Raw genomic sequence first — 23,924 nt, 5'->3', positions numbered from 1 at the left:
AGCAAGCACGACGGTGCCGCACCGACCGTCGAGGGGCCCGGGGCGGAGCCCCGGTGGGTCGGGCGGGCCGACGTCACTTGCGGCGGACGCCGGTCTCCTCGCCGTACTCGCCGAGGACGACGACGCTGAAGGCGGCGCCCGCGTAGACCTTGAGGGCGCGCAGGAGGTCGCCTAGGCGATGGGGGTGGCCGCCGGTGACCGGCGTGGCGCCGGACGGGCGGGCCGGGGCTGGGTGGATGGTGGCTGCGCTCATGTATCCATGGTGCGTTTTGCGGCATAAGAACGGCATCGGTCTGTGGTTCGAATCGCCGCCCGTGCCGCGTACCCCTCCGGGTGGAGCGCGCACCGCCGGGAGTGAGGGTGTGTCCCCTAGGGGACGGAAAACGGTTGGCCCGCACCCCTGCTCCCGGCCTAGAATCTCCGCTCTTGCCCGCCTCCCGAACCGGAGCGCCGCCGACCGGACGGAAACCGGCCGGCTTTCCCGCAGCAGCCACCCACGCAGCAGGACCGGAGGCACCCCCTTGTCCACGTCCGCCCACGACCCGCGCGGCGACCTCTCCGAACCCGGCACGGACCCGCTGACCGACCCGCTCTCCCGGGAGCGCGCGCACCTCTCCTCCTCCCGCGCCGCGCTGCGCGCCATGCGCGAGGACGTCGAGTCGCTCGACATCCGCGACGTCACCGCGAACTGGGTCAACGCCGAGGTCCTCGCCCGGCAGATCGACGAACGCATCAAGGCGCTGGCCGACCTCAGCGACACCCCCCTGTTCTTCGGCCGCCTCGACTACCTGCACGCCCCGGGCGCCGACCAGGCGGAGGGCGCGGACGGGGAGCGCTTCTACATCGGCCGCCGGCACGTCCACGACCACGACGGCGACCCGATGGTCATCGACTGGCGCGCGCCGGTCTCGCAGCCGTTCTACCGGGCGTCCAAGAAGGACGCGATGGACATCGCGCTGCGCCGCCGCTTCGGCTACACCCGCGGCGACATCACGGCGTACGAGGACGAGCACCTCTCCGACCCGGGGGAGGCCGCGCGCTCCAGCAAGCTGCTCCAGCAGGAGATCGAGCGGCCGCGCGTCGGCCCGATGCGCGACATCGTGGCGACCATCCAGCCCGAGCAGGACGAGATCGTCCGCAGCGGGCTGGGCGGCACGGTGTGCGTGCAGGGCGGCCCGGGCACCGGGAAGACGGCCGTCGGCCTGCACCGGGTGGCGTATCTGCTGTACGCCCACCGCGAGCGGCTGGCCCGCACCGGCACCCTGGTCATCGGGCCGAACCGGTCCTTCCTGCACTACATCGAGCAGGTGCTGCCCGCGCTCGGCGAGCTGACGGTGCGCCAGGCGACGGTGGACGACCTCGTGGCGCACGTGGAGGTGCGCGGCGCGGACGAGGCGCCCGCCGCGATCGTGAAGGGCGACGCGCGCATGGCGGAGGTGCTGCGCCGGGCCGTCGCCTCGCACGTCACCCCGCCCACCGAGCCCGTGATGGTGGTGCGCGGATCGCGCCGCTGGCGGGTGCCGGCGTACGAGATCGAGGAGATCGTGCGCGAGCTCAGGGAGCGGGGCATCCGCTACGGCGCCGCCCGCGAGGCGCTGCCGCAGCGGATCGCGCACGCGGTGCTGGTGCAGATGGAGCGCGCGGGCGAGGCGCCCGACGACCGGGTGCAGGACGCGGTGGCCCGCAACGGCGCGGTGAAGGCGGCGGTGAAGCAGATCTGGCCGCCGGTCGACCCGGCGAAGCTGGTGCTGCGGCTGCTCACCGACGCGGAGTTCCTCGCGGAGCACGCGGCGGGCGTGCTCGACGAGGACGAGCAGAAGACGATCCTGTGGGCGAAGCCGGTGCGCTCGGTGAAGGCGGCGAAGTGGTCGCCCGCGGACGCGGTGCTGATCGACGAGGCCCGGGACCTGGTGGAGCGCACGCACTCGCTCGGCCATGTGGTCCTCGACGAGGCGCAGGACCTGTCGCCGATGCAGTACCGGGCGGTGGGCCGGCGCTGCACCACCGGTTCGGCGACCGTCCTCGGCGACCTCGCGCAGGGCACCACGCCCTGGGCGACGCGCAGTTGGGACGAGGCGCTCACGCATCTGGGCAAGACGGACGGCGTGGTCGAGGAGCTGACGGCCGGTTTCCGCGTGCCGACGGACGTCATCACGTACGCCTCCCGGCTGCTGCCGCACATCGCCCCCGGCCTGACCCCGGTCGCCTCCATCCGCGACAACCCCGGCTTCTTCGAGGTGCGCCCGGCCACCGGCCCCGCGGACGTGGTCGCGGCCTGCGCGGAACTCCTCGCGAACGAGGGCTCGACCGGCCTGATCGCCGCCGACGCCCGCGTCCCGGAGCTGGCCGACGCCCTCGCGGAGGCCGGCATCCCGTACCTGGCGCCCGGCGAGGAGACGACCGCCGAGACCCGTCTGACCCTGGTCCCGGCGTCCCTCGCGAAGGGCCTGGAGTACGACTACGTGGTCCTGGACGAGCCGCAGGCGGTGGTCGACGGCGAACCCGACGAACGCACGGGCCTGCGCCGCCTCTACGTCTCCCTGACTCGAGCCGTCTCAGGCCTGATCATCACCCACGCGACGCCGCTGCCGCTCGAGCTCGCCGCCCCGTAGAAGGCCCGGTTCTGTGCCCGTCTGCGGCACCGTCGTGGCTGGTCGCGCAGTTCCCCGCGCCCCTAAGGGTGGGGCCTGCGCCCGTCATGTGTCCGCGGGTCCGTCGTGGCTGGTCGCGCAGTTCCCCGCGCCCCTTCCGGGGCGCCCCGGAAGGGGCGCGGGGAACTGCGCGAGCAAGCCCCACCGGCCCGCAGGGACCCAGGCACGCACGGATTCAGGGGCGCGGGGAACTGCGCAAAAAGGCCGCCGACGGACGGCGCCGTCACCCGTCCAGGGCCCGGCGCCAAGCCGAAACCGCGTCGGCGGAGACCGGCCGGGCCCAGCCCGCAGGGCGCGCCGCCCCGCCGATGTGGAAGCCGTCGATGCCCGCCGCGCGCAGGGCCGCCACATGGTCCAGGCGCAGCCCGCCGCCGACCAGGAGGTGCTGCGCGTAGCCGGGCTCGTCGGCGCGGGCGGCCTCGGCCAGCAGGGTCGGCAGACCCTCGTCCACGCCCCCCGCCGCGCCCGCCGTGAGGTAGGTGTCCAGCCCCGGCAGATCCGCCAGCTGCTTGCGCAGGGCGTCCCGGTCGCCGGCCCGGTCGATCGCCCGGTGGAACGTCCAGCGGCAGCCGTCGAGCGCCGCCACCACCCGCTCCACCGTGTCCAGGTCGACCGCACCGTGCTCGTCGAGGAAGCCCAGCACGAACTGCTCCGCGCCCGCCTCCCGCATCCGCCCGGCGGCCTCGACGAGCCGCGCGACGTCGTCGGCCGCCCCCGCCGCGAAGCCGTCCGTGAGCCGCAGCATCACGCGGAGGTCGATGTCGACGGCGGCCCGGATCGCGGCGACGGTCCCGGCCGGCGGGGTGAGCCCGTCGGCCGCCATGTCGGTGACGAGCTCGAGGCGGTCCGCGCCTCCGGCCTGGGCGGCCACCGCGTCCTCGACGTCGAGGGCGATCACCTCCAGGACTGCACGCTTGCTCATGGGACCCCATTCATCGGGCGGCTACAGGTCTAGTCCAATCCAAGATTAGCCTGCGCCACCGCGCCTCACACGTCCCGACCCCACGCGCACCTCGGGTTTCGGCCGTTCACCCGTAAAGGTTCAACTCGCCCTCCGTGACCCCGGCCAGCTCGTACTTGGCACCGTCGAGCGAGCGCCCCGTGTACAGCCGTACGAGCGTCGCCGCGTCCCCGATGAACCGGGCCGGCGGCCGGGTGCCGCTCGCCTCGCCGAGCCGCAGCGGCTCGTCCAGGTCGTCGAGGTCGGCGTGGAGCGGCGCCTGCCCGCGCTCGCCGGAGACCCGGGCCAGCAGCGCCAGCGCGTCCGGCAGCCCCGCGCCGCCGTACGCGCCCGGCTCGCCGAGGGCGGCGCGCACGTCGCCCGCGTGCACCCACTCGCCCAGCGCGATCGGGTCGAGGATCCCGCCCGCGCGGGCGATCAGCGGTCCGGCCTCGGTCATCCCCCGCTCCAGTTCGTCGACGACCCGCGCGTTCGGCCATGCGGCGCGCTCGGCGATGTCGCGGTCGTTGGACTCGGGCGAGAACACGCCCTTCTCGAACCTGCGCTCCGCCACCCGCGTCAGCACCGCGGAGCAGTGCGCCAGCACATCGCGTACGGACCATCCCGGGCAGGCGGGGGCCGCCCGGGCGAAGTCGGCGTCGGGCCGGGCCCGCAGCAGCGGGATCAGGGCGTCCCGCTCGGTGATGAGCAGCCGTCCGGGCAGTTCGGGATCACGCGTCTCGGCAGTCGTCATGCATCCCACGCTAGGGCCGGAAGCGGCGGCGCGGGAGAATGCGTCCATGGCGGATACCGAAGCACTGCGGTCCCGGTGGCTGCGCACCCTCCTGCCGGCGCGCGACGGCGCCTGCCACCCCGATCCGTTCCGATACGCCGACGACCTGCTGCGCCGCTGGCAGGAGCCGCAGCGCCGCTATCACACGCTCACCCATCTCACCGCGGTCCTGGACCACATCGACGTATTGGAGGAGTACGCCGACGACGTGGACGCCGTACGGCTCGCCGCGTGGTTCCACGACGCGGTCTATCTGCCGGACCGCTCGGAGAACGAGGAGCGGTCCGCGCGGCTGGCCGAGCGCGCCCTGCCGGAGGCGGGCGTGCCCGACGCCACGACCGCCGAGGTCGCCCGGCTGGTGCGGCTGACCGTCACCCACGACCCGGCCGACGACGACCGCGACGGCCAGGTGCTGTGCGACGCCGACCTCGCGATCCTCGCCGCGCCGCCGACGGCGTACGCCGCCTACACCGCCGCCGTACGGGAGGAGTACGGCTTCGTGCCCGACGACGCCTTCCGCGCCGGACGCTCCGACGTTCTACGCCAACTGCTGGCGCTGCCACGGCTGTTCAGGACCCCGTACGGCGCCGCCGAGTGGGAGGCGACGGCCCGCTGGAACATCGCCGCGGAGCTGGAATTGCTGTCGACCTGAGCGGGAGGGCCCGCCTACGCTGCACCTCATGCGTGCATGGGGCGGGGAACAGGTGGAGGAGGCCGTCGCGAGCTGCGCGGCACTCCTGCGGACGGTCGTGGACCGGGACTGGACGGGCCCGCGGGCCGGCCGGCTGGAGTGGAGCTGCCGGCAGGCGGTGGAGCACATCGCGAGCGATCTCATCGCCTACGCCGGGCAGTTGGCCGGACGGCCGCAGGACCACTACGTGCCCTTCGAGATCACCTTCGACGAGGGCACGGACAACGCGGGCGCGGTGAGCGTCGTCGAGGCGACCGGCACGCTGCTGGCCGCCGCCGTGCGCACCACGCCGCGCGCGGTGCGCGCCTTCCACCCCTACCCGTACCGCAGCGCGAACCGGGACGGCTTCGCGGCGATGGGCGTCGCCGAGGTCCTGCTGCACACCCATGACGTCGCCGAGGGCCTCGGCCTCGCGTACGAGGCGCCGGAGCGGCTCGCGGACGCCGTGCTCGCCACGCTCTTCCCGCATGTGCAGCCCGGTCCCGACGCCTGGCCGACCCTGCTGTGGGCCACCGGCCGGGGCGACCTGCCCGGCCGGGCGCCGGTCACCGAGTGGCGCTGGCGCAACAACATCGTCCTGCCGGCCGGACGGCTGCGGCTCGAAGGCGTCACGCCGGCCGCGGCGCGGGAGCTGAGGGCGGGCGGCGACGGCGGGTTCGACTGGGCGGAGCCGGGGCCCTTCGAGGGCACGCGGGACGCCGCCGGGATGGTCGTGAAGGCGTACGAGGCGGGGGCGCACCAGGAGGAGTGGGGCATGTTCGTGCTCGTCCGGACGGAGGACGACCGTGCGGTGGGCGCGATCGGCTTCCACGGGGCGCCGGACGCGAGCGGGTGCGCGGAGGTCGGCTACGACCTCGCGGTGTCCGCGCGGGGGCGGGGGTACGCCACGGAGGCGCTGTCCGCGCTGGCGGAGTGGGCGCTGCTTCGCCCCGGGCTCCGTACGCTGCTGGCCACGATCGAGCGGGACAACGTGCCGTCGCAGCGGGTGGTTTCCCGGGTGGGGTTCGTCCTCACGGGCGCGGACGGCGACGAACTCCGCTACGAACTCGGCGGCTAGCCGTTCTTCCACCGCGGCCCGGTGGGGGCTGATCGCGCAGTTCCCCGCGCCCCTTTGGGGCGCCTCGGTGATCGTGCCCCGTAAGGGGCGCGGGGAACTGCGCGACAAGCCCCCACCGGCCCGCAGGCATCCAGGGGCGCGAGGAACTGCGCGAACAGGCCCCACCGGCCCGCAGGATCTAGGGGCGCGGGGAACTGCGCGACAAGCCCCCGCCGGGCCGCAGGCATCCAGGGGCGCGGGGAACTGCGCGGAGGGGGCCGCAGGGCCGCAGGGGGTTCCCGGGAGGCCCGCCGAGCCAGGCGGCTAGCCGGCCCGCTTGCGCCGCCGGAGGCCCGCCGCATGGAGCAGCCCGACGACCTCCCGGCTGCTCACCGCGACCGCCCCCGCAGCCACCGCATCGGCGTACCGGTGCGACGGGATGTCGTAGTGGTCGCGCTCGAAGGCCCGCGCCGGCACCCCCAACCCCTCCGCGAACGCGTGCAGTTCGGCGTACGAGACATCGCTGATCAGGTGCGACCACCAGCGGCCGTGGCCGGGCCAGTCCGGCGGATCGATGTAGACGGTCACGACGGCACCCGTCAGGAGGCCGGCGCGGTGCCCGCCGCGCCGAGCGAGCCGAGGGCGGCGACCCGCACCCCGGCCTGGTGGCACACCCAGTGCGGATCGGGGCCGAGTTCGGGTTCCACGTCCAGCGCGTGCGGGTCGCCGGTGGCACAGACCGGGCAGAGCGGCCAGCGCCCGTACCGGTCGAGGAGCGCGTCCTGGACGTCCTGCGCGACCAGGCCGGCCACGAACGCGGCACCGTCCGGCCACTGTTCGACCCACCAGCGGCGCTCCTCGACGGAGTCCTCGACCAGCGAGACCACGTCCGCCTCGGCGACGCGGCCGGCGACCAGGTCGGCGAGGACCAGGGCACGGGCCGCGTGCAACGCCTGTTCCAGGGGGCTGATGGGGTGCATGCTCCCATTGTGCGCGGTCTTGACCGGGACACCGTGCCGAAAATATCTTTCAGAGGTGACCCAGGACGTGAAGGAAATTTTCGCAGCCACGGGGGGAGCCGCCGGCGCGCCGCCCGCGCCCGCCGCCCTCGCGGCCAAGGTGCGCACCCTGGCCCCGTCGATGACCCGTTCCATGCAGCGCGTCGCCGAGGCCGTCGCGGGCGACCCGGCCGGCTGCGCGGCCCTCACGGTCACCGGACTCGCCGAACTCACCGGCACCAGCGAGGCGACGGTGGTGCGCACCGCGCGCCTGCTCGGCTACCCCGGCTACCGCGACCTGCGCCTCGCCCTCGCCGGGCTGGCCGCGCAGCAGCAGTCCGGCCGCGCGCCCGCGCTGACCACCGACATAGCGGTCGACGACCCGATCGCCGACGTGGTCACGAAGCTCGCCTACGACGAGCAGCAGACCCTCGCCGACACCGCGGCGGGCCTGGACACCGTCCAGCTCGGCGCCGCGGTCGCCGCCGCCGCGGGCGCCCGGCGCATCGACGTCTACGGGGTCGGCGCGAGCGGCCTGGTCGCCCAGGACCTGGTGCAGAAGCTGCTGCGGATCGGGCTGATAGCCCACGCGCACGGCGACCCGCACCTCGCCGTCACCAACGCGGTCCAGCTGCGCGCCGGCGACGTGGCGATCGCCATCACCCACTCGGGGTCGACGGGCGACGTCATAGAACCGCTGCGGGTGGCGTTCGAGCACGGGGCGACGACGGTGGCGATCACCGGCCGCCCGGCCGCTCCGGTGACGCAGTACGCCGACCATGTGCTGACCACGTCCACGGCCCGGGAGAGCGAGCTGCGCCCGGCCGCGATGTCCTCCCGGACCAGTCAACTGCTCGTCGTCGACTGCCTGTTCATAGGCGTGGCGCAGCGCACGTACGAGCGGGCGGCGCCCGCCCTGGCCGCCTCCTACGAGGCGCTGGCGCACCGTCACACCCCGCGCGCCACCCGCTAGCCCACCGCCTCCCCTCCCCCCACGTCAGCCTGCCGCCGCCCCCCGCCTCAGCCTGCCGTCGCCCCCGCCGGCCCGCCACGGAAAAGAGCCGCCGTAGATGACCTCGATGTCCGACCCCCGCGATCTGCGCGCCGAGTTGGAGTCCCTGACCACCGAAGCGTTCCGGCCCGAGCTGGCCGGGATCGACCGGCTGCCCACCCTGGAGATCGCGCGGCTGATGAACGGCGAGGACACCGCCGTGCCCGCCGCCGTCGCCGCGCGGCTGCCCGCGATCGCCGCCGCCATCGACGCCGTCGCCGCCCGCATGGCCCGCGGCGGACGGCTGGTGTACGCGGGCGCGGGCACCGCGGGCCGGCTCGGCGTGCTGGACGCCTCCGAGTGCCCGCCCACCTTCAACACCCGGCCCGACCAGGTCGTCGGCCTGATCGCGGGCGGCCCGCCCGCCATGGTCACCTCCGTCGAGGGCGCCGAGGACTCCGCGGAGCTGGCGGAGAAGGACCTCGGGGCGCTCGGGCTGACCGCCGACGACACGGTGGTCGGTGTCTCCGCCTCGGGCCGCACGCCGTACGCGATCGGCGCGGTCGAGCACGCCCGCAGGCTCGGCGCGCTGACCGTGGGCCTGTCCTGCAACGCGGGCAGCGCGCTCGCGGCGGCCGCCGAGCACGGCATCGAGATCGTCGTCGGCCCGGAGCTGCTCACCGGCTCCACCCGGCTGAAGGCGGGCACCGCGCAGAAGCTGGTGCTCAACATGATCTCGACGATCACGATGATCCGGCTGGGCAAGACCTTCGGGAACCTGATGGTCGACGTGCGCGCCTCCAACGACAAGCTGCGCGCCCGCTCCCGCCGTATCGTCGCGCTCGCCACGGGCGCGCCCGACGAGGAGATCGAGCGGGCGCTGACCGCCACCGGGGGCGAGGTCAAGGACGCCATCCTCACCATTCTGGCGGGGGTGGACGGCCCGACGGCCGCCCGCCTTCTGGAGGAGTCCGGCGGACATCTGCGTGCCGCGCTGGCGGCGGCGGGCGGCTGAGCCGCACGCTCGGCGGGTGCCTACCGATGCCCCCGCCACCGCCGCCGCGCTCCTCCCGCTGGTCGGCGGCGCCGCGAACGTCCGCTCCGTCACCCACTGCATGACCCGGCTGCGGCTGCGCCTCGCCGACCCCGCGCTCGTCGACGACGACGGCGTGCGCGGGGTTCCCGGCGTGCTCGGCGTCGTCATGGACGGGGAGTCGTACCAGATCGTGCTGGGACCCGGCGTGGTGGCGAAGGTCGCGGCCCACTTCCCCGCCCCGGGCGCCGCCGCCGCCCGGCCCCCCGGCGCCGGACCCGGCAGGCAACCGGCCGCCGGTCCCCCCGCCGGACCCGACCGGGAACCCGGCGCCCGTCTCCCCGCCGGACCAGACACCGGGGCCGCGACCGGTCCCGGTGTCGGGTCCGCGACCGGTCCCGGCCCCCGCCCCGACCCCGACACCGGTTCCAGCTCCGGCCCCGACACCGGGCCCGCCACCGGTCCAGGCTCCGGTGCCGGCACCGATCCCAGCTCCGGTCCCGGCACCGACCCCGGCACCGATCCCGCCTCCGGTCGCGCCGCCTACGCCGACCGGCTGGCCCGTGACGGTGCGCGGCTGCGCGAGCGGCAGCGGCGGCGCAACGCCACCCCCCTGAAGGCCGCGCTGCGCCGGATCGCCGACGTCTTCGTGCCGCTGATCCCCGCCCTGGTCGGCTGCGGGGTCCTGGCCGGGCTGAACGGGCTGCTGGTCAACGCCCGTCTGCTGCCGTGGCTCACCCCCGCGCTGGCCGCGATCGCGTCCGCCTTCATGGCGCTGATCGCGGTGTTCGTCGGCTACCTCGCGGCACAGGAGTTCGGCGGCACGCCCGTGCTCGGCGCCGCCGTCGCCGCGGTGGTGGTCTTCCCCGGGGTGGCGAAGGTGACCGTGTTCGGCACCGCGCTCGCCCCCGGGCAGGGCGGGGTGCTGGGCGCGCTGGCGGCCGCGCTGCTGGGGGTGCGGGTGGAGCGCTGGTGCCGGCGGTGGGTCCCGGAGACCCTCGACGTGCTCCTCACCCCGGCCCTCACCGTCCTGGTCACCGGTCTCGCGACGCTCTACGGCCTGATGTGGGCGGCCGGCGCGGTATCGAACGCCATCGGGACGGCGGCCGGCTGGCTGCTCGCGACCACCGGGCCGGTGGCGGGGTTCCTGCTCGGCGGGCTGTTCCTGCCGCTGGTCATGCTGGGCCTGCACCAGGCGCTGATCCCGATCCACACCACGCTGATCGAGCAGCAGGGCTACACGGTCCTGCTGCCCGTCCTCGCGATGGCGGGCGCGGGGCAGGTGGGGGCCGCGGCGGCGGTGTACGTACGGCTGCGCCACGACCGCTCGGTGCGTACGACGATCCGCTCGGCGCTGCCCGCCGGGCTGCTCGGCGTCGGCGAGCCGCTGATCTACGGCGTGTCGCTGCCGCTCGGCCGCCCCTTCCTCACGGCCTGCGTGGGCGGGGCGGCGGGCGGGGCGTTCCTCGGCGTGTTCGCGATGCTCGGGGACCGGGTCGGGGCGACGGCGATCGGGCCGTCGGGACTCGCGCTGTTCCCGCTGCTCGCGGGGAGCGGGGGCGCGGTGCTCACTTCGGCGATCTACGGGGGCGGGCTGCTGACGGCTTACACGGTCGGCTTCCTCGCCACGTACGCCCTGTTCCGCCCCGCCCCCGACGACGCCCCCTGACGGGGCACGGGCCCGCACCACCCCACGGGCACGCCGTGTCCGCTCGCGCAGTTCCCCGCGCCCCTCTATCACCCTGCGGGTACGTCGTGCCTGATCGCGCAGTTCCCCGCGCCCCTGAAGGGGCACAGGCCCGTGTCACCCCGCGGGTACATCGTGGCCGCTCGCGCAGTTCCCCGCGCCCCTGGACGGGGCTCGGGGTCGCCCGGTCAGGGGCGCGAGGAACTGCGCGACCAACCCACCACCACCGCACACAAACCACGAGGCTCGGGCCCCACCCCCCAGGGGCGCGGGGAACTGCGCGACCAACCCGCCACCCCCCGCACACGAACCACAGGGCGCAGCCCACCCGGGGGCGCGGGGAACTGCGCGATCGGCCACGACGGGCCGGCACACGAACCACAAGGCCCGCCCCACCTGGGGGCGCGGGGAACTGCGCGATCGGCCACGGCGGACCCGCGGACTCGTCACGGGGCCCAGGCCCACACACCCGAGCGCACCGGCGGAGCCACGACGTGCGACCGTGGAGGGATCCCGTGTCGCCAGGACGAGGAGCCGACCGTCGTGAACCACGCCCAGTTGACCGCTCTCGGGCGCGCCCTGCGTCTGCTCGGGGAGCACGGGGAGGCCCTCTCCGCCGACACGCCCGACGCCCGCCTGCACGAGGTCGGCGCGGATCTGCGGCGCGCCCTGGACCTGCTCCAGGACAGCGTCACCACGGCCGCCCCGACGACCCGCTGCGCCGAGCACCCGAACGGCCCCGTGGACGAGAGCGCCCCCGACCGCTGCCTGCTGTGCGAGACCCGCCGCCGCGCCGCCCGCCGCGCCGAGCTGGGCGGCGGCTACCAGGGCGCCCGGGGCGGACGCGAGCAGTCCGCCACCGCGCCCTCCCGCTACGGCGTCCGCGCCGACCGCCCACAGCCCCAGCAGCGCTGGCTGCCGGAGCTGTGGAACGGGCAGGAGTGGCAGCTGTGCGGCACCCCGCGCCGGGACCGCAGGGAGGCGGAGCTGTACATCGCGGCACAGCGCCGCGGCCCGCGCCCGGCGATGGCCTACCGGCTGGTCCACGAGTTCACCGACTACGAGGTGCTCCGGGTGTGGGGCACCCCGGTGAAGGTGGACATCGAGCCGCTGGGCAATCTCTAGCGCGGCACGGGCGGCACGGGCGGCACGGGCGGCACGGCACGGCAGGCACGACGCGGCGCGGGCCGGGCGCGCTCAGCCCGCCCGGTCGAGGATCGCGCGCACGCGGTCCGCGTCGAGGTCGTAGACCGCCTCGTGCGCCCTCGGATCGCGGGCGTGGAAGGTGTGGAACAGCGGGCTCGCCGGCCCGCCGAGTTCCACCAGGGAGGCGGAGGCCCCGCGCACCGCGCGCTCCGCGCCGGGCTCGGTGGCGAGGTCGATGCGGTTGACCACGCCCGGCGTCACCCACACCGGCACCGACCCCAGCATCCCGAACAGCTGCGCGTGGTAGTGCCCGGTGAGGACGGCCCGCACGTCGCTGCCGCGCAGCGCGTCCGCGAGGCCGTCCGGGTCCCGCAGCCCGAAGGCCTGCTGGGTGGCGGAGGTGGGCAGGGCCATCGGCGGGTGGTGCAGGGCGAGCACGGTGCCGTGCTCCGCCGGTACGGCGAGGACCTCGCGCAGCCAGGCCAGCTGCGCCGCGCCGAGCAGTCCGTGCACGCGGCCCGGCACCAGCGAGTCCAGCGTCACGAACCGCCAGCCGCCGACCGTGCTGACGGCGGCCCGCTCGCCGGCGGGCAGGTCGGGCACCGACTCGGCGCGGTCGGTGCCGTCGGCGGTCAGGTGGCCGCTGCCGAGCACCTTGCCGAAGGCGCCGCGTTCGTCGTGGTTGCCGGTGGTGCAGAAGACGGGCGGGCCGCCCAGCGCGCGGGCGAAGTCCCCGACCAGCTCCCACAGGGTGGCGTAGGCCTCCTCGGCGCCGTCGTCGGCGAGGTCACCGGTGACGACGACCGCGTCGACACCGCGCTGGGGGCGCAGGATGTCGAGCATGAGGCGCAGCGACGCGGTGGCGTCGACGCCGTTCGGGCCCGGCTCACCGGGCCTGCGAAGATGCGTGTCCGAGAGATGAAGGATCCTCATCTCCCGGACACTACGCGCCTGTTGGGGTTCAGCTGAGGGTCTTCAGCGCGGCCGCGTCGTACGGCGCCAGGTCCTCGAAGCGGTCGGCGAGGACCTTGGCGGCCCACTCCGGGTCCTGGAGCAGGGCGCGGCCGACGGCGATCATGTCGAACTCGTCGCGCTCCAGGCGGTCCAGCAGGTCGTCGATCCGCTTGAGCGGGGAGCCCTGGCCCGTGAACGCGCCGATGAAGTCGCCGTCCAGGCCGATGGAGCCGACGGTGATGGCGGGCTTGCCGGTGAGCTTCTTGGTCCAGCCCGCGAGGTTGAGGTCGGAGCCGTCGAACTCGGGGATCCAGTAGCGGCGGGTGGAGGCGTGGAAGGCGTCCACACCGGCCGCGGCGAGCGGGGTGAGGATGGCCTCCAGCTCCTCGGGGGTCTCCGCGAGCCGGGCGTCGTACGCCTCCTGCTTCCACTGCGAGTAGCGGAAGATGATCGGGAACTCCGGGGAGACGGCCTCGCGCACCGCGGCGATGATCTCGGCGGCGAACTTGGTGCGGGCGACGGGGTCGCCGCCGTAGGCGTCGGTGCGCCGGTTGGTGCCCGCCCACAGGAACTGGTCGATGAGGTAGCCGTGGGCGCCGTGCAGCTCGACGCCGTCGAAGCCGATGCGCTCGGCGGCGACGGCGGACTCCACGAAGGCGTCGATGACGTCGTCGAGGTCGTCCTGGGTCATGGCCTTGCCGGTGCCCTCGGTGCCGTCCATGCGCAGCCCGGAGGGGCCGACCGCGGGCGCGTCGGCGTAGGGCGGCTGGCCCTGCTTGCGCACCATGCCGATGTGCCACAGCTGGGGCACGATCTTCCCGCCGGCCGCGTGGACCGCGTCGGCGACCTTGGCCCAGGCCGCGAGCTGGTCCTCGCCGTGGAAGCGCGGGATGCGGTCGCTCTGGCCGGCGGAGTCGTGGCCGACGTAGGTGCCCTCGGTGACGATCAGGCCGACGCCCGCGGCGGCGCGGCGGGCGTAGTACGACACGACGTCCTCGCCGGGGGTGCCCCCCGGGGAGAACATCCGGGTCATGGGAGCCATCACGATCCGGTTCGGCACGGTCAGGCCGTTGAGCGCGAACGGGCGGGAGAGGACCTCGGCGGCCCGGGAGGCGGTGGCGGTCACGTGGGGGACTCCTCGAAAAGTGGGAAACCGTACGGTATGTGCACGTGCATTGAGTACTCCCACCCTCAACCTCCCGGGGCCCCCGCACATTCCGCCACCGGGCGCGCGAACCCCTGTGATCCCGGCCACGCGCACCCGTCCACGCGCGCCCCCGTCCGCGCGCGCCGTGGCCGCCGGGTCAGCCGGATGAGCCGGGTCAGCCGGGTCAGCCGGGTCAGCCGGATCAGCCGACGAGCAGCTCCTGCTTCAGCTCGCGCAGCTCGTGGGAGTCGATGCCGAGCCCCTTCTTCAGGTAGCTGCCGAAGGAGCCGTACTTGGCGGCGACCTCGTCGAAGCCGGAGTTCAGGTACTCGGCGCGGACGTCGAGCAGCGGCTTGTAGACCTTGGCCTGGGCGGCGGGCATCGCGGCGAGCGTCGCCGCGTTGACGGACGCCCGGTAGGTGTTGGAGGCCAGGTAGTCGCTGGTGACCGTGGAGCGCGGGACGCCCAGCGCGGTCAGCAGGGCGGCGCTCGACCAACCGGTGCGGTCCTTGCCGGCGGTGCAGTGGTAGACCACGCCGTGCGCCTTGCGGTCCGCGACGCCCGCGTACACCTCGCTGTAGGCGGCCTGCGCGGAGGCGCCGCTGACCATGAACTTCTCGCCGTCCACCATCATCTGGACGGCCTCGTCCTCGGTGGTCGGCATGGCCGTGTAGGTCGAGGAGCCGGCCAGCACGTCGGCGACGTGGTAGGTGGCGCCGGTGGGCACCACGTCGGGCGCGGCCGTGCGCTCGGAGGACATCCGCAGGTCGTAGACGGTGTGGATGCCGAGCCGGCGCAGCTTGGCGACGTCGGCGGCGGTGAGCTTGTCGAGGGCGTCGGAACGGTAGATCTCGCCCATCTTCACCCAGTGGCCGTCGCTGGTGCGGTAGCCGCCCGCGTCACGGAAGTTGACCGCGCCGTCCAGCTTGATCAGCCGGTCGGCGAGGTGCAGCGAGCCGCCGCGCTCGGGCACGAAGTCGAACCACTGGCGGTCGGCGGCGGGCAGCCCGCGCACGGTGACATCGCCCTTCGCGCCGCCGCGCGCGACCACATGGCCGTTCGCGCGGATCGTCACCGAGTGGACGCCGGGCGCCGTCCAGACGAGGTGGTACGAGCCGTCGGCCTGCGCGGTCACGGTCGCGGCCGTGAACGGGATGCGGGAGGCCGTGGCGTGGATCGAGGGCGCGTGAGCGGCGGGCGCGGCCGTGGCGGCCGGGGCGGCGAGGGTCGCGGAGACGGAGGCCAGCGCGACGACGGCACCGGTGAGGGCGGTGTTCCTGAGGAGGTTCATGAGGTCGATGCTGTGTGCATATACCTACATCGCGGTGAACTGCGGATGACTGACGCTCCGTACAGAGATGGCAGTTTGTGCCACCGCACCGCTCGGGTCTGCGGAAACGCCCGAGGGCGGCCCCGACGCCGCCGCGCCGGCGTCAGCCGGCCGCTCCGGTCCACCCTCCGAAAACGCCCGAGGGCGGCACCTCCTGCCGAAGCAGGGGGTGCCGCCCTCGGAGAGGACAGCTCCGATCCGTGAGGATCAGAAGTCCATGTCACCGCCCGGCATGCCGCCCGGAGCGGCCGCGGCGGCCTTCTCCGGCTTGTCGGCGATGACGGCCTCGGTGGTGAGGAACAGCGCGGCGATCGACGCGGCGTTCTGCAGCGCGGAGCGCGTCACCTTGGCCGGGTCGATGATGCCCTCGGCGATCAGGTCGACGTACTCACCGGTCGCGGCGTTGAGGCCGTGACCCGGGGTGAGGTTGCGGACCTTCTCCACCACGACGCCGCCCTCGAGGCCGGCGTTGACGGCGATCTGCTTCAGCGGGGCCTCGAGCGCCAGCTTGACGGCGGCGGCACCGGTGGCCTCGTCGCCCTCCAGCTCCAGCTTCTCGAAGACGCCGGAGGCCTGCAGCAGGGCCACGCCGCCACCGGCGACGATGCCCTCCTCGACGGCCGCCTTGGCGTTGCGCACGGCGTCCTCGATGCGGTGCTTGCGCTCCTTGAGCTCGACCTCGGTGGCGGCACCGGCCTTGATGACGGCCACGCCGCCCGCGAGCTTCGCCAGGCGCTCCTGGAGCTTCTCGCGGTCGTAGTCGGAGTCGCTGTTCTCGATCTCGGCGCGGATCTGGTTGACCCGGCCGGCGACCTGGTCGGCGGAGCCGGCGCCGTCGACGATGGTGGTCTCGTCCTTGGTGATGACGACCTTGCGGGCGCGGCCCAGGAGGTCCAGGGTCGCGTTCTCCAGCTTGAGGCCGACCTCCTCGGAGATGACCTCGCCGCCCGTGAGGATGGCGATGTCGCCGAGCATGGCCTTGCGGCGGTCACCGAAGCCCGGGGCCTTGACGGCGACGGACTTGAAGGTGCCGCGGATCTTGTTGACGACCAGGGTCGACAGGGCCTCGCCCTCGACGTCCTCGGCGATGATCAGCAGCGGCTTGCCCGACTGCATGACCTTCTCCAGGAGCGGGAGCAGGTCCTTGACCGAGGAGATCTTGGAGTTGGCGATCAGGATGTACGGGTCGTCCAGGGACGCCTCCATACGCTCCATGTCGGTGGCGAAGTACGCCGAGATGTAGCCCTTGTCGAAGCGCATACCCTCGGTGAGCTCCAGCTCCAGACCGAAGGTCTGGGACTCCTCGACGGTGATGACGCCTTCCTTGCCGACCTTGTCCATCGCCTCGGCGATGAGCTCGCCGATCTGCGTGTCGGCGGCGGAGATGGAGGCCGTGGAAGCGATCTGCTCCTTGGTCTCGACATCCTTGGCCTGCTCGAGCAGCGAGGCGGAGACGGCCTCGACGGCCTTCTCGATGCCGCGCTTGAGGGCCATCGGGTTGGCACCGGCGGCCACGTTGCGCAGACCCTCGCGCACCAGGGCCTGGGCCAGCACGGTCGCGGTGGTCGTACCGTCGCCGGCGACGTCGTCCGTCTTCTTGGCGACTTCCTTGACCAGCTCGGCGCCGATCTTCTCGTACGGGTCCTCGAGCTCGATCTCCTTGGCGATGGAAACACCGTCGTTGGTGATCGTGGGGGCGCCCCACTTCTTCTCGAGGACGACGTTGCGGCCCTTGGGGCCGAGCGTCACCTTCACGGCGTCCGCGAGCTGGTTCATGCCGCGCTCGAGGCCGCGCCGCGCCTCCTCGTCGAACGCGATGATCTTGGCCATGTGAAGTGGTCCCTCCAGGACTGGGGGTGATTCCTTCGGACCGCGCCCGCGCCCGCGACGGACGGCTCGCCGACCCGTGGGTTCCTTGCCCCACCCGGTCTGCGGGCCTCACCGACCCGGTCCTTCTTTGTCACTCTCACCTTCAGAGTGCTAACGCCAATGATTAGCACTCGCCCCTGCCGAGTGCAAGCGCCTCTCGGGGTGTGGAGGGGGTCTCAGCCCTGGGCGAACCCGGGCGCGCGGGGCGCGCGGGGCGCGTAACCGGCGGTCGCGGGCCGCCGATCCGCGCGCCCGGACCGCGCACGGACAGCACACGAACCGCGCCCGGACCGTGTCCGGACAGCACACAGGGCCCGCCCCCGGTGTGGGTGCGGGCCCTGCGCAGAAGAACGTTCAGGCGGTGACGCGAACCATGTCGGCCTGCGGGCCTTTCTGACCCTGCGAGATCTCGAACTCGACCCGCTGGCCCTCTTCAAGGGTGCGGTAACCGTCCATCTGGATCGCACTGTAGTGGACGAAGACGTCCGCACCACCGTCGACCGCGATGAAGCCGTACCCCTTCTCCGCGTTGAACCACTTGACGGTGCCCTGAGCCATGCCTAACTCCCCTATTACTGGCCCTTGCACAGATCCACACTTCGCGGATCCGGGTCAGACCTCACCCCCCATTTGGATTGGGGGCGTGCGCCGGAACGCGTCGACCGCGGCTGAATGTATCTGTCCAACTGCCCTCTGCAACAGGTCAATCGGACGAGAAATCCGGGCAGGCGCGGTCCGGAATCTACTGAGAATTCGCCCGATTTCTGGGCAAGTCGGGCCCCATAAAGGGCACATAAGACGCAAAAGACCTGCGTACTTTGGCTGTTTCTCATCGGCCGTTCGGCAGGTATGCGGGGCGCCGGTTCACAGATTCGCGGCGCGTTCCCCAACTCTACCGCGCTCAATCACACTGAATTGCCCCCTCCGCTTCTCTCACGGAGGGGGCAATCGGATGAACAGTCGGTGACCGGCATTACCCAAGGTAATGATCGGTCATCAGGTCAGCCGCCGGCGACCGCCGGAATGATCGACACGCCGGCGCCGTCCGGGGTGGCGGTGTCGAGGCCCTGCTCGAAGCGGACGTCGTCGTCGTTGACGTACACGTTGACGAAACGGCGCAGCTTGCCCTGGTCGTCGAGGACGCGGGCGGAGATGCCGGTGTGGTTCTGCTCCAGGTCGGCGATGACCGCGGCGAGGGTCGCGCCCTCGGCGCTCACCTCGGCCTTGCCGCCGGTGTAGGTGCGCAGGATGGTGGGGATGCGGACGGTCACGCTCATGATGCGAGGCCAGCCTCTCGGAAGGAGTCCAGGTTCGGGCGGATGGTGGCGGTGAGCCCGGTGCCGGCCACCGCGTCGAGGGTCTTCAGGCCGTCGCCGGTGTTGAGCACGACGGTCGTCTTCGCCGGGTCGAGCAGCCCCGCCTCGATCAGCTTGCGGGTCACGCCGACGGTCACACCGCCCGCCGTCTCGGCGAAGATGCCCTCGGTCCGCGCCAGCAGCTTGATCGCGTCGACGACCTGCTCGTCGGTGACGTCCTCCACCGCGCCGCCGGTGCGGCGGGCGATGTCGAGGACGTACGGGCCGTCGGCCGGGTTGCCGATGGCGAGGGACTTGGCGATGGTGTTCGGCTTCTGCGGGCGGACCACGTCGTGGCCGGCCTTGTAGGCGACCGACACCGGCGAGCAGCCCTCGGCCTGCGCGCCGAAGATCTTGTACGGCCGGTCCTCGACCAGGCCCAGCTTGATCAGCTCCTGGAGACCCTTGTCGATCTTGGTGAGCTGGGAGCCGGAGGCGATCGGGACCACGATCTGGTCCGGCAGCCGCCAGCCGAGCTGCTCGCAGATCTCGTACGCGAGGGTCTTGGAGCCCTCCGCGTAGTACGGCCGCAGGTTGACGTTGACGAAGCCCCAGCCCTCGCCGGCCGGGTCGCCGATCAGCTCGGAGCAGAACCGGTTCACGTCGTCGTAGTTGCCCTCGATGCCGACCAGTTCGCCGCCGTAGACCGCGGCCATGACGACCTTGCCCTGCTCCAGGTCGTGCGGGATGAACACGCAGGAGCGCAGGCCGGCGCGGGCCGCCGCGGCGCCGACCGCGCCCGCGAGGTTGCCGGTGGAGGAGCAGGACAGCGTGGTGAAGCCGAAGGCGCGGGCGGCCTCCAGGGCCTGCGCGACGACGCGGTCCTTGAAGGAGTGCGTCGGGTTGCCGGAGTCGTCCTTGACGAACAGCCTGCCGGGCTCGACACCGAGCTCGCGGGCCAGGTTGTCGGCCTGGACGAGCTTGGTCCAGCCGGGGTTGATGTTGGGCTTGTCGGCCACGTCCGCGGGGACGGGCAGCAGCGGCGCGTAGCGCCAGATGTTCGCGGGACCCGCTTCGATGCGCTTCCTGAGTTCCTCGGTGTCGTACGCCGAGAAGTCGTAGGCGATCTCCAGCGGGCCGAAACACTCCTCGCAGGCGAAGACCGGACCGAGGGGGACCCGGTGGCCGCATTCGCGGCAGCTCAGCGCCGCGGCGGGGCCCAGGTCGACCGTGGGATTCGTGGTGTGTGCATCAGTCTGCGCAGCCATGTGAGGCGAGGCCCTTTCTCCTCATCTTCCTCACGACGCATCTCGCCGTGAGACGGATTTGGCACCTTCCCTCGCCGGGAGCCTCGCAGGTGGTGAACGAGTCCGGTCTAGGTGGGTTGCCGGGGCTTCATCGGGCCGTGTCCCTCTGCCCCTCTGGATGAGCGGTATTCGATTGTGAACGCCGGTGACCTCGGACATGCGATGGTCATCCGCGTTGTTCAAGACTGTAACCGAAGGCCAGGACAGTTGAGATAGTCGTCCGAACCGCGAGATGGATCACACGGTGACGTGTGACCGCAACAGTGAGGAGCCGCAGACTGTGCTGGAAGAAGTCGAGCGCTGGCTGAGCACCCGCTCCTGGTCCGTGACCGATCGACCGCTCCACAAGATCCTCGCGGCCAAGCAGCGCACGGGACGGACCGTCTCCGTCGTGCTGCCCGCGCTCAACGAGGAGGAGACGGTCGGCGACATCGTCGCGATCATCCGCCACGACCTGATGCAGCAGGTGCCGCTCGTCGACGAGATCGTCGTCGTGGACTCCGGCTCCACCGACCGCACCGCCGAGGTGGCCGCCTCCGCGGGCGCCCGGGTGGTCCACCGCGACACGATCCTGCCCCGGATACCGGCCGTGCCCGGCAAGGGCGAGGTGCTCTGGCGCTCCCTGCTGGTGACCGGCGGGGACATCGTCTGCTTCATCGACGCCGACCTCAGGGAGTTCTCCTCCGACTTCGTCTCCGGGATCGTCGGGCCGCTGCTCACCGACCCGGACGTGGATCTCGTCAAGGCCATGTACGACCGCCCGCTGGGCGCGGCGGCCGGGCAGGGCGGCCGGGTCACCGAGCTGATGGCCCGCCCGCTGCTCAACATGCACTGGCCGCAGCTGGCCGGGTTCGTGCAGCCGCTCGGCGGCGAGTACGCGGCCCGCCGCTCCCTGCTGGAGCGGCTGCCCTTCCCGGTGGGCTACGGCGTCGAGCTCGGGATGCTGGTCGACGCGCTGCACCTGGTCGGGCTCGACGCCCTCGCCCAGGTCGACGTCGGCGTGCGCAAGCACCGGCACCAGGACGGGCAGGCGCTCGGCCGGATGGCGGCGGCGATCTACCGCACCGCGCAGCTGCGGCTGGCCCGCGGGCATCTCGTACGGCCCGCGCTCACGCAGTTCGAACGCGGCCCGGACGGCTTCGAGCCGCGCACCTACTCGGTGGACACCGAGGAGCGGCCGCCGATGGCGGACATCACCGAGTACGCGTCCCGCAGAGTGGCCTGACGGGACCCGGGCCGTCACGGAAAGTGTGCGGGCGGATTCACCCGAGTGACGGAGTGTGCCGGTTGTATACGGGTTCGTCCACACTCTCGTCACCTGGTGTGATCCGTCCCGTGACGCGTCCGTACGTTTGAGCGTTTCCGGGCCGGGCTAGGTTGAGGCGTATGGCTTCCACGCACGATGCTGCGCACAAGGTGCTGGTCGCGTCCAACCGCGGCCCGGTCTCGTACTCGGTGCGGGAGGACGGCTCGCTCGCCGCCAGGCGCGGCGGCGGCGGAGTGGTGTCGGGTCTGTCGGCGATCGGGCCGGACGCGGGCGCCCTGTGGGTCTGCTCGGCCCTCGGCGACGGCGACCGCGAGGCCGTGCGCCGCGGGGTGGGCGAGGACGGCGTACGGATGCTGGACATCCCGGCCGACATCCACTCCGACGCGTACAACGGCATCGCGAACTCGGTGCTGTGGTTCGTCCACCACATGCTCTACCAGACCCCCCTGGAGCCGGTCTTCGACACGGAGTTCCGGCGCCAGTGGGCGGCCTACGAGGCGTACAACCGCGCCTTCGCGACCGCGCTGGCCGAGGAGGCCGCCGAGGGCGCCGCGGTGCTGGTGCAGGACTACCACCTGTGCCTGGCCCCCGGGATGCTGCGGGAGCTGCGCCCGGACCTCAGGATCGGGCACTTCTCGCACACCCCGTGGGCGCCGGCGGACTACTTCCGGATGCTGCCCGACGACATCGCCCGCCAGGTGCTGGACGGGATGCTGGGCGCCGACCGGCTCGGCTTCCTCACCCGGCGCTGGGCGGACGCGTTCACCGCGTGCTGCGCGGACCTCGTCGGCGGGCTCGGGGACACCCGGGTGGGCGTGCACGGCCTCGGCGCGGACGCGGACTTCCTGCGCAAGCGGGCCCACGAGCCGGACGTCGGCGAACGCATGGCCGCGCTGCGGGAGGAGATCGGCCCCGGACGGCGGACCGTCGTCCGGGTCGACCGCACCGAGCTGTCGAAGAACATCGTGCGCGGTCTGCTGGCCTTCCGGCAGCTGCTCGACGACCACCCCGAGTGGCGCGGGCGGGTGGTGCACGTGGCCTTCGCCTACCCCTCCCGGCAGGACCTCGCCGTCTACCGCGACTACACCGCGGAGGTCGAACGCCTGGCCGCGGAGATCAACGCCGGGTACGGGACGGACGACTGGACGCCGGTCGTGCTGCACGTGAAGGACGACTTCGCCCGCTCGCTGGCCGCCTACCGGCTGGCCGACGTGGCGCTGGTCAACCCCATCCGGGACGGCATGAACCTGGTCGCCAAGGAGGTGCCGGTCGTCTCCGACGAGGGGTGCGCGCTGGTGCTGTCCCGGGAGGCGGGCGCCCACGCGGAGCTGGGCGAGGACGCGATCACGGTCAATCCGTACGACGTCGTCCAGACGGCCGAGGCGCTGCACGAGGCGCTGACCATGCCGGCCGGGGAGCGGGCGGAGCGGGTCAAGCGCCTGGCCGCCGCGGCGACCGCGCTGCCGCCGGCCCAGTGGTTCCTGGACCAGCTGAACGCGCTCGTCGAGGCGGACTGAGCGGCCGGTCCCCCGCGCGGGGGACCGGCTCGCCGCTCACTCCATGTGCGCCGCCAGGGACGCCAGCAGCCGTACGACGCCCTCGGGGCCGTCCACGACCAGGTCGGCGCGGTCGGCGAGTTCGGCGACCTCGGCGCTGCCGCTGCACACCAGCAGACCGGGCACGCCGTCCGAGCGGAGCTTCTCGACGGCGCCGAAGGCGGGCAGGTCGCCCAGGTCGTCACCGGCGTAGAGCACGGCCTGCGCGCCGGTCTCGCGGACGTGTTCGAGGAACGCGACGCCCTTGTCCATGCCGGGCGGGCGCAGCTCCAGCACCATCCGGCCCGGCTCGACGATCAGCCCGTGCCGGCCGGCCAGCTCGCCGAGCGGGCCGCGCAGCGCCTCGAAGACGGCCTGCGGGTCCTCGGCGCGGCGGGTGTGGACGGCGACGGCGCGGCCCTTCTCCTCGATCCAGGTGCCGCGCCAGGCGCCGATGCGGTCGAGGAAGCCCGGCAGCTCGGCCCGGACCGCCGCCACGCCGGGGTGCGGTTCGGGGGCGGTGACCTCGCCGGTGGCGGCGTCCCAGCGTTCGGCGCCGTAGTGCCCGAGGACGCTGAGGTGCTCCAGGCCGGGCACGCCCGCGAAGCCGCCGTGGCGCACCGCGACGCCCGCCGGGCGGCCGGTGACGACGGCGACGGCGGCGACCTTCGGGGCCAGCGCGGCGAGCGCGGCGACCGCGTCCGGGTGGGCCCTGGCCTGCTCCGGATCGGGCACGATCGGGGCGAGGGTGCCGTCGAAGTCGAGTCCGATCAGCGCGCCGCGCGGCCGCGCGAGAAGCGCGGCCAGCCCGTCGCGCCCGGCCGGGGTGACCGGCGTCGGCAGGGGGCCACGGGGGCCCTCGGAGATGGTCGAGTCCTGGTGGATGCCCATAGAGGGACCCTAACCGCGCGGCCCCGGGGGCACGCATGGCTCAGGGAAGCACCGCTCAGCGTTCCGAGCGCCGGGCCTCCCTGACCCGGCGCAGCCGGTTGACCGTCACCGGGTCGTGGGCGAGGGCGCGCTCGTCGTCCAGGAGGGCGTTGAGGAGTTGGTAGTAGCGAACGGGGGCCAGGCCGAGCTCCTCGCGGATGGCGCGTTCCTTGGCACCGGCGCCGGTGAAGCCCCGGCGCTCCAGGGCGAGGACGGCCCGTTCCCGGGGGTTGAGCTCCTGCTCGTGCATGCTCCGCACGGTAGCGCTCGGCGCCGACAGCGGCTCCCCGTGCCCTGTCCCGTCCCACCTGCGGGCCGGTGGGG

Annotated in this window: 23 protein-coding genes and 1 riboswitch; of the genes, 9 read left to right on the top strand and 14 right to left on the bottom strand. The window is 73.4% G+C overall.

Annotated elements, in window-relative coordinates:
• Positions 1 to 73 precede the first annotated feature (73 nt).
• Positions 74 to 253, bottom strand: coding sequence for a hypothetical protein (locus tag WN71_RS00115; RefSeq protein ID WP_206299980.1), 180 nt, complete (start codon positions 251 to 253; stop codon positions 74 to 76).
• Positions 254 to 521: 268 nt separating this feature from the next.
• Between WN71_RS00115 and WN71_RS00110 the strand changes: the two genes are divergently transcribed.
• Complete coding sequence (locus WN71_RS00110) at positions 522 to 2,612, top strand: HelD family protein (RefSeq protein ID WP_046591267.1); 2,091 nt, start codon at positions 522 to 524, stop codon at positions 2,610 to 2,612.
• Positions 2,613 to 2,874: 262 nt separating this feature from the next.
• Here the strand turns inward: WN71_RS00110 and WN71_RS00105 are convergent, their stop codons facing one another.
• Together WN71_RS00105 and WN71_RS00100 are read right to left on the bottom strand one after the other, a co-directional pair.
• Positions 2,875 to 3,573 carry a copper homeostasis protein CutC gene (locus WN71_RS00105; protein WP_046591235.1) on the bottom strand — a complete coding sequence of 233 codons (699 nt, stop codon included), beginning with the start codon at positions 3,571 to 3,573 and terminating at the stop codon, positions 2,875 to 2,877.
• A 106-nt stretch (positions 3,574 to 3,679) separates the two neighbouring features.
• Positions 3,680 to 4,345: a maleylpyruvate isomerase family mycothiol-dependent enzyme gene (locus WN71_RS00100; protein WP_046591236.1), complete on the bottom strand. Its 666-nt coding sequence runs from the start codon at positions 4,343 to 4,345 to the stop codon at positions 3,680 to 3,682.
• 46 nt (positions 4,346 to 4,391) lie between these two features.
• Between WN71_RS00100 and WN71_RS00095 the strand changes: the two genes are divergently transcribed.
• Entirely contained in the window at positions 4,392 to 5,036 is a 645-nt protein-coding gene (locus tag WN71_RS00095; RefSeq protein WP_046591237.1) for an HD domain-containing protein, read from the top strand.
• Between the two features lie 28 nt (positions 5,037 to 5,064).
• A complete protein-coding gene (locus tag WN71_RS00090; RefSeq protein ID WP_206299979.1) occupies positions 5,065 to 6,132 on the top strand; it encodes a GNAT family N-acetyltransferase in 1,068 nt (355 codons plus the stop codon).
• A 303-nt stretch (positions 6,133 to 6,435) separates the two neighbouring features.
• Here WN71_RS00090 and WN71_RS00085 read toward each other — a convergent pair whose 3' ends face one another.
• Positions 6,436 to 6,699: a DUF4031 domain-containing protein gene (locus WN71_RS00085; protein ID WP_046591239.1), complete on the bottom strand. Its 264-nt coding sequence runs from the start codon at positions 6,697 to 6,699 to the stop codon at positions 6,436 to 6,438.
• Positions 6,700 to 6,710: 11 nt separating this feature from the next.
• On the bottom strand, positions 6,711 to 7,091 hold the full coding sequence (locus WN71_RS00080; protein WP_046591240.1) for a hypothetical protein: 381 nt from the start codon (positions 7,089 to 7,091) through the stop codon (positions 6,711 to 6,713).
• 55 nt (positions 7,092 to 7,146) lie between these two features.
• On the opposite strand from WN71_RS00080, the gene WN71_RS00075 reads away from it, so the two are divergent.
• The 4 genes from WN71_RS00075 (at position 7,147) to WN71_RS00060 (ending at position 11,945) form a co-directional block, all read left to right on the top strand.
• Positions 7,147 to 8,082 (top strand): MurR/RpiR family transcriptional regulator, encoded by a 936-nt coding sequence (locus WN71_RS00075; RefSeq protein WP_046591241.1) that lies wholly within the window; start codon positions 7,147 to 7,149, stop codon positions 8,080 to 8,082.
• Positions 8,083 to 8,179: 97 nt separating this feature from the next.
• Entirely contained in the window at positions 8,180 to 9,115 is a 936-nt protein-coding gene (gene murQ, locus WN71_RS00070; protein ID WP_046591242.1) for an N-acetylmuramic acid 6-phosphate etherase, read from the top strand.
• Between the two features lie 16 nt (positions 9,116 to 9,131).
• Positions 9,132 to 10,802: a PTS transporter subunit EIIC gene (locus WN71_RS00065; RefSeq protein ID WP_046591253.1), complete on the top strand. Its 1,671-nt coding sequence runs from the start codon at positions 9,132 to 9,134 to the stop codon at positions 10,800 to 10,802.
• Between the two features lie 561 nt (positions 10,803 to 11,363).
• Entirely contained in the window at positions 11,364 to 11,945 is a 582-nt protein-coding gene (locus tag WN71_RS00060) for a hypothetical protein (protein ID WP_046591243.1), read from the top strand.
• A gap of 72 nt (positions 11,946 to 12,017) precedes the next feature.
• Here the strand turns inward: WN71_RS00060 and WN71_RS00055 are convergent, their stop codons facing one another.
• From WN71_RS00055 to thrC, 7 genes are all read right to left on the bottom strand, one after another.
• Complete coding sequence (locus tag WN71_RS00055; protein ID WP_046591244.1) at positions 12,018 to 12,899, bottom strand: metallophosphoesterase; 882 nt, start codon at positions 12,897 to 12,899, stop codon at positions 12,018 to 12,020.
• Between the two features lie 28 nt (positions 12,900 to 12,927).
• On the bottom strand, positions 12,928 to 14,046 hold the full coding sequence (locus WN71_RS00050; protein WP_046591245.1) for an NADH:flavin oxidoreductase: 1,119 nt from the start codon (positions 14,044 to 14,046) through the stop codon (positions 12,928 to 12,930).
• 223 nt (positions 14,047 to 14,269) lie between these two features.
• Positions 14,270 to 15,358, bottom strand: a complete 1,089-nt coding sequence (locus WN71_RS00045; protein ID WP_046591246.1) for a tyrosine-protein phosphatase — start codon at positions 15,356 to 15,358, stop codon at positions 14,270 to 14,272.
• 246 nt (positions 15,359 to 15,604) lie between these two features.
• Positions 15,605 to 17,227 carry a chaperonin GroEL gene (groL, locus tag WN71_RS00040; protein WP_046591247.1) on the bottom strand — a complete coding sequence of 541 codons (1,623 nt, stop codon included), beginning with the start codon at positions 17,225 to 17,227 and terminating at the stop codon, positions 15,605 to 15,607.
• Positions 17,228 to 17,620: 393 nt separating this feature from the next.
• Positions 17,621 to 17,824 (bottom strand): cold-shock protein, encoded by a 204-nt coding sequence (locus tag WN71_RS00035; RefSeq protein ID WP_004986573.1) that lies wholly within the window; start codon positions 17,822 to 17,824, stop codon positions 17,621 to 17,623.
• A gap of 443 nt (positions 17,825 to 18,267) precedes the next feature.
• Positions 18,268 to 18,543 (bottom strand): MoaD/ThiS family protein, encoded by a 276-nt coding sequence (locus tag WN71_RS00030; RefSeq protein ID WP_046591248.1) that lies wholly within the window; start codon positions 18,541 to 18,543, stop codon positions 18,268 to 18,270.
• Entirely contained in the window at positions 18,540 to 19,829 is a 1,290-nt protein-coding gene (thrC, locus tag WN71_RS00025) for a threonine synthase (protein ID WP_046591249.1), read from the bottom strand. Before thrC ends, WN71_RS00030 begins: the two co-directional genes overlap by 4 nt.
• Before the next feature lie 18 nt (positions 19,830 to 19,847).
• Positions 19,848 to 19,993: riboswitch (SAM riboswitch) on the bottom strand.
• A 155-nt stretch (positions 19,994 to 20,148) separates the two neighbouring features.
• Here thrC and WN71_RS00020 point away from each other — a divergent pair.
• Together WN71_RS00020 and WN71_RS00015 are read left to right on the top strand one after the other, a co-directional pair.
• Positions 20,149 to 21,093 carry a glucosyl-3-phosphoglycerate synthase gene (locus WN71_RS00020; RefSeq protein WP_046591250.1) on the top strand — a complete coding sequence of 315 codons (945 nt, stop codon included), beginning with the start codon at positions 20,149 to 20,151 and terminating at the stop codon, positions 21,091 to 21,093.
• Positions 21,094 to 21,254: 161 nt separating this feature from the next.
• The gene (locus tag WN71_RS00015; protein WP_107469508.1) at positions 21,255 to 22,652 is read left to right on the top strand and encodes an alpha,alpha-trehalose-phosphate synthase (UDP-forming); all 1,398 of its coding nucleotides are present in this window, start codon (positions 21,255 to 21,257) and stop codon (positions 22,650 to 22,652) included.
• Between the two features lie 36 nt (positions 22,653 to 22,688).
• Here WN71_RS00015 and otsB read toward each other — a convergent pair whose 3' ends face one another.
• Both otsB and WN71_RS00005 read right to left on the bottom strand, forming a co-directional pair.
• Positions 22,689 to 23,561: a trehalose-phosphatase gene (gene otsB, locus WN71_RS00010; RefSeq protein ID WP_046591251.1), complete on the bottom strand. Its 873-nt coding sequence runs from the start codon at positions 23,559 to 23,561 to the stop codon at positions 22,689 to 22,691.
• A 55-nt stretch (positions 23,562 to 23,616) separates the two neighbouring features.
• On the bottom strand, positions 23,617 to 23,850 hold the full coding sequence (locus WN71_RS00005; protein ID WP_046591252.1) for a DUF3263 domain-containing protein: 234 nt from the start codon (positions 23,848 to 23,850) through the stop codon (positions 23,617 to 23,619).
• Positions 23,851 to 23,924 lie beyond the last annotated feature (74 nt).

The sequence above is a fragment of the Streptomyces mangrovisoli genome, from assembly GCF_000974985.2.
Taxonomy (GTDB): Bacteria; Actinomycetota; Actinomycetes; order Streptomycetales; family Streptomycetaceae; genus Streptomyces; species Streptomyces mangrovisoli.
This window is presented reverse-complemented; position numbering and strand designations above follow the sequence as displayed.

What these genes read in the sequence shown, in the direction of transcription:
- WN71_RS00100 (WP_046591236.1), bottom strand. Translation starts at nt 4,345, where the DNA reads ATGACGACTGCCGAGACGCGTGATCCCGAACTGCCCGGACGGCTGCTC.
- WN71_RS00035 (WP_004986573.1), bottom strand. Translation starts at nt 17,824, where the DNA reads ATGGCTCAGGGCACCGTCAAGTGGTTCAACGCGGAGAAGGGGTACGGC.
- WN71_RS00080 (WP_046591240.1), bottom strand. Translation starts at nt 7,091, where the DNA reads ATGCACCCCATCAGCCCCCTGGAACAGGCGTTGCACGCGGCCCGTGCC.
- WN71_RS00015 (WP_107469508.1), top strand. Translation starts at nt 21,255, where the DNA reads ATGGCTTCCACGCACGATGCTGCGCACAAGGTGCTGGTCGCGTCCAAC.
- WN71_RS00095 (WP_046591237.1), top strand. Translation starts at nt 4,392, where the DNA reads ATGGCGGATACCGAAGCACTGCGGTCCCGGTGGCTGCGCACCCTCCTG.
- otsB (WP_046591251.1), bottom strand. Translation starts at nt 23,561, where the DNA reads ATGGGCATCCACCAGGACTCGACCATCTCCGAGGGCCCCCGTGGCCCC.
- WN71_RS00005 (WP_046591252.1), bottom strand. Translation starts at nt 23,850, where the DNA reads ATGCACGAGCAGGAGCTCAACCCCCGGGAACGGGCCGTCCTCGCCCTG.
- WN71_RS00090 (WP_206299979.1), top strand. Translation starts at nt 5,065, where the DNA reads ATGCGTGCATGGGGCGGGGAACAGGTGGAGGAGGCCGTCGCGAGCTGC.
- groL (WP_046591247.1), bottom strand. Translation starts at nt 17,227, where the DNA reads ATGGCCAAGATCATCGCGTTCGACGAGGAGGCGCGGCGCGGCCTCGAG.
- thrC (WP_046591249.1), bottom strand. Translation starts at nt 19,829, where the DNA reads ATGGCTGCGCAGACTGATGCACACACCACGAATCCCACGGTCGACCTG.
- WN71_RS00030 (WP_046591248.1), bottom strand. Translation starts at nt 18,543, where the DNA reads ATGAGCGTGACCGTCCGCATCCCCACCATCCTGCGCACCTACACCGGC.
- WN71_RS00045 (WP_046591246.1), bottom strand. Translation starts at nt 15,358, where the DNA reads ATGAACCTCCTCAGGAACACCGCCCTCACCGGTGCCGTCGTCGCGCTG.
- WN71_RS00105 (WP_046591235.1), bottom strand. Translation starts at nt 3,573, where the DNA reads ATGAGCAAGCGTGCAGTCCTGGAGGTGATCGCCCTCGACGTCGAGGAC.
- WN71_RS00115 (WP_206299980.1), bottom strand. Translation starts at nt 253, where the DNA reads ATGAGCGCAGCCACCATCCACCCAGCCCCGGCCCGCCCGTCCGGCGCC.
- WN71_RS00055 (WP_046591244.1), bottom strand. Translation starts at nt 12,899, where the DNA reads ATGAGGATCCTTCATCTCTCGGACACGCATCTTCGCAGGCCCGGTGAG.
- murQ (WP_046591242.1), top strand. Translation starts at nt 8,180, where the DNA reads ATGACCTCGATGTCCGACCCCCGCGATCTGCGCGCCGAGTTGGAGTCC.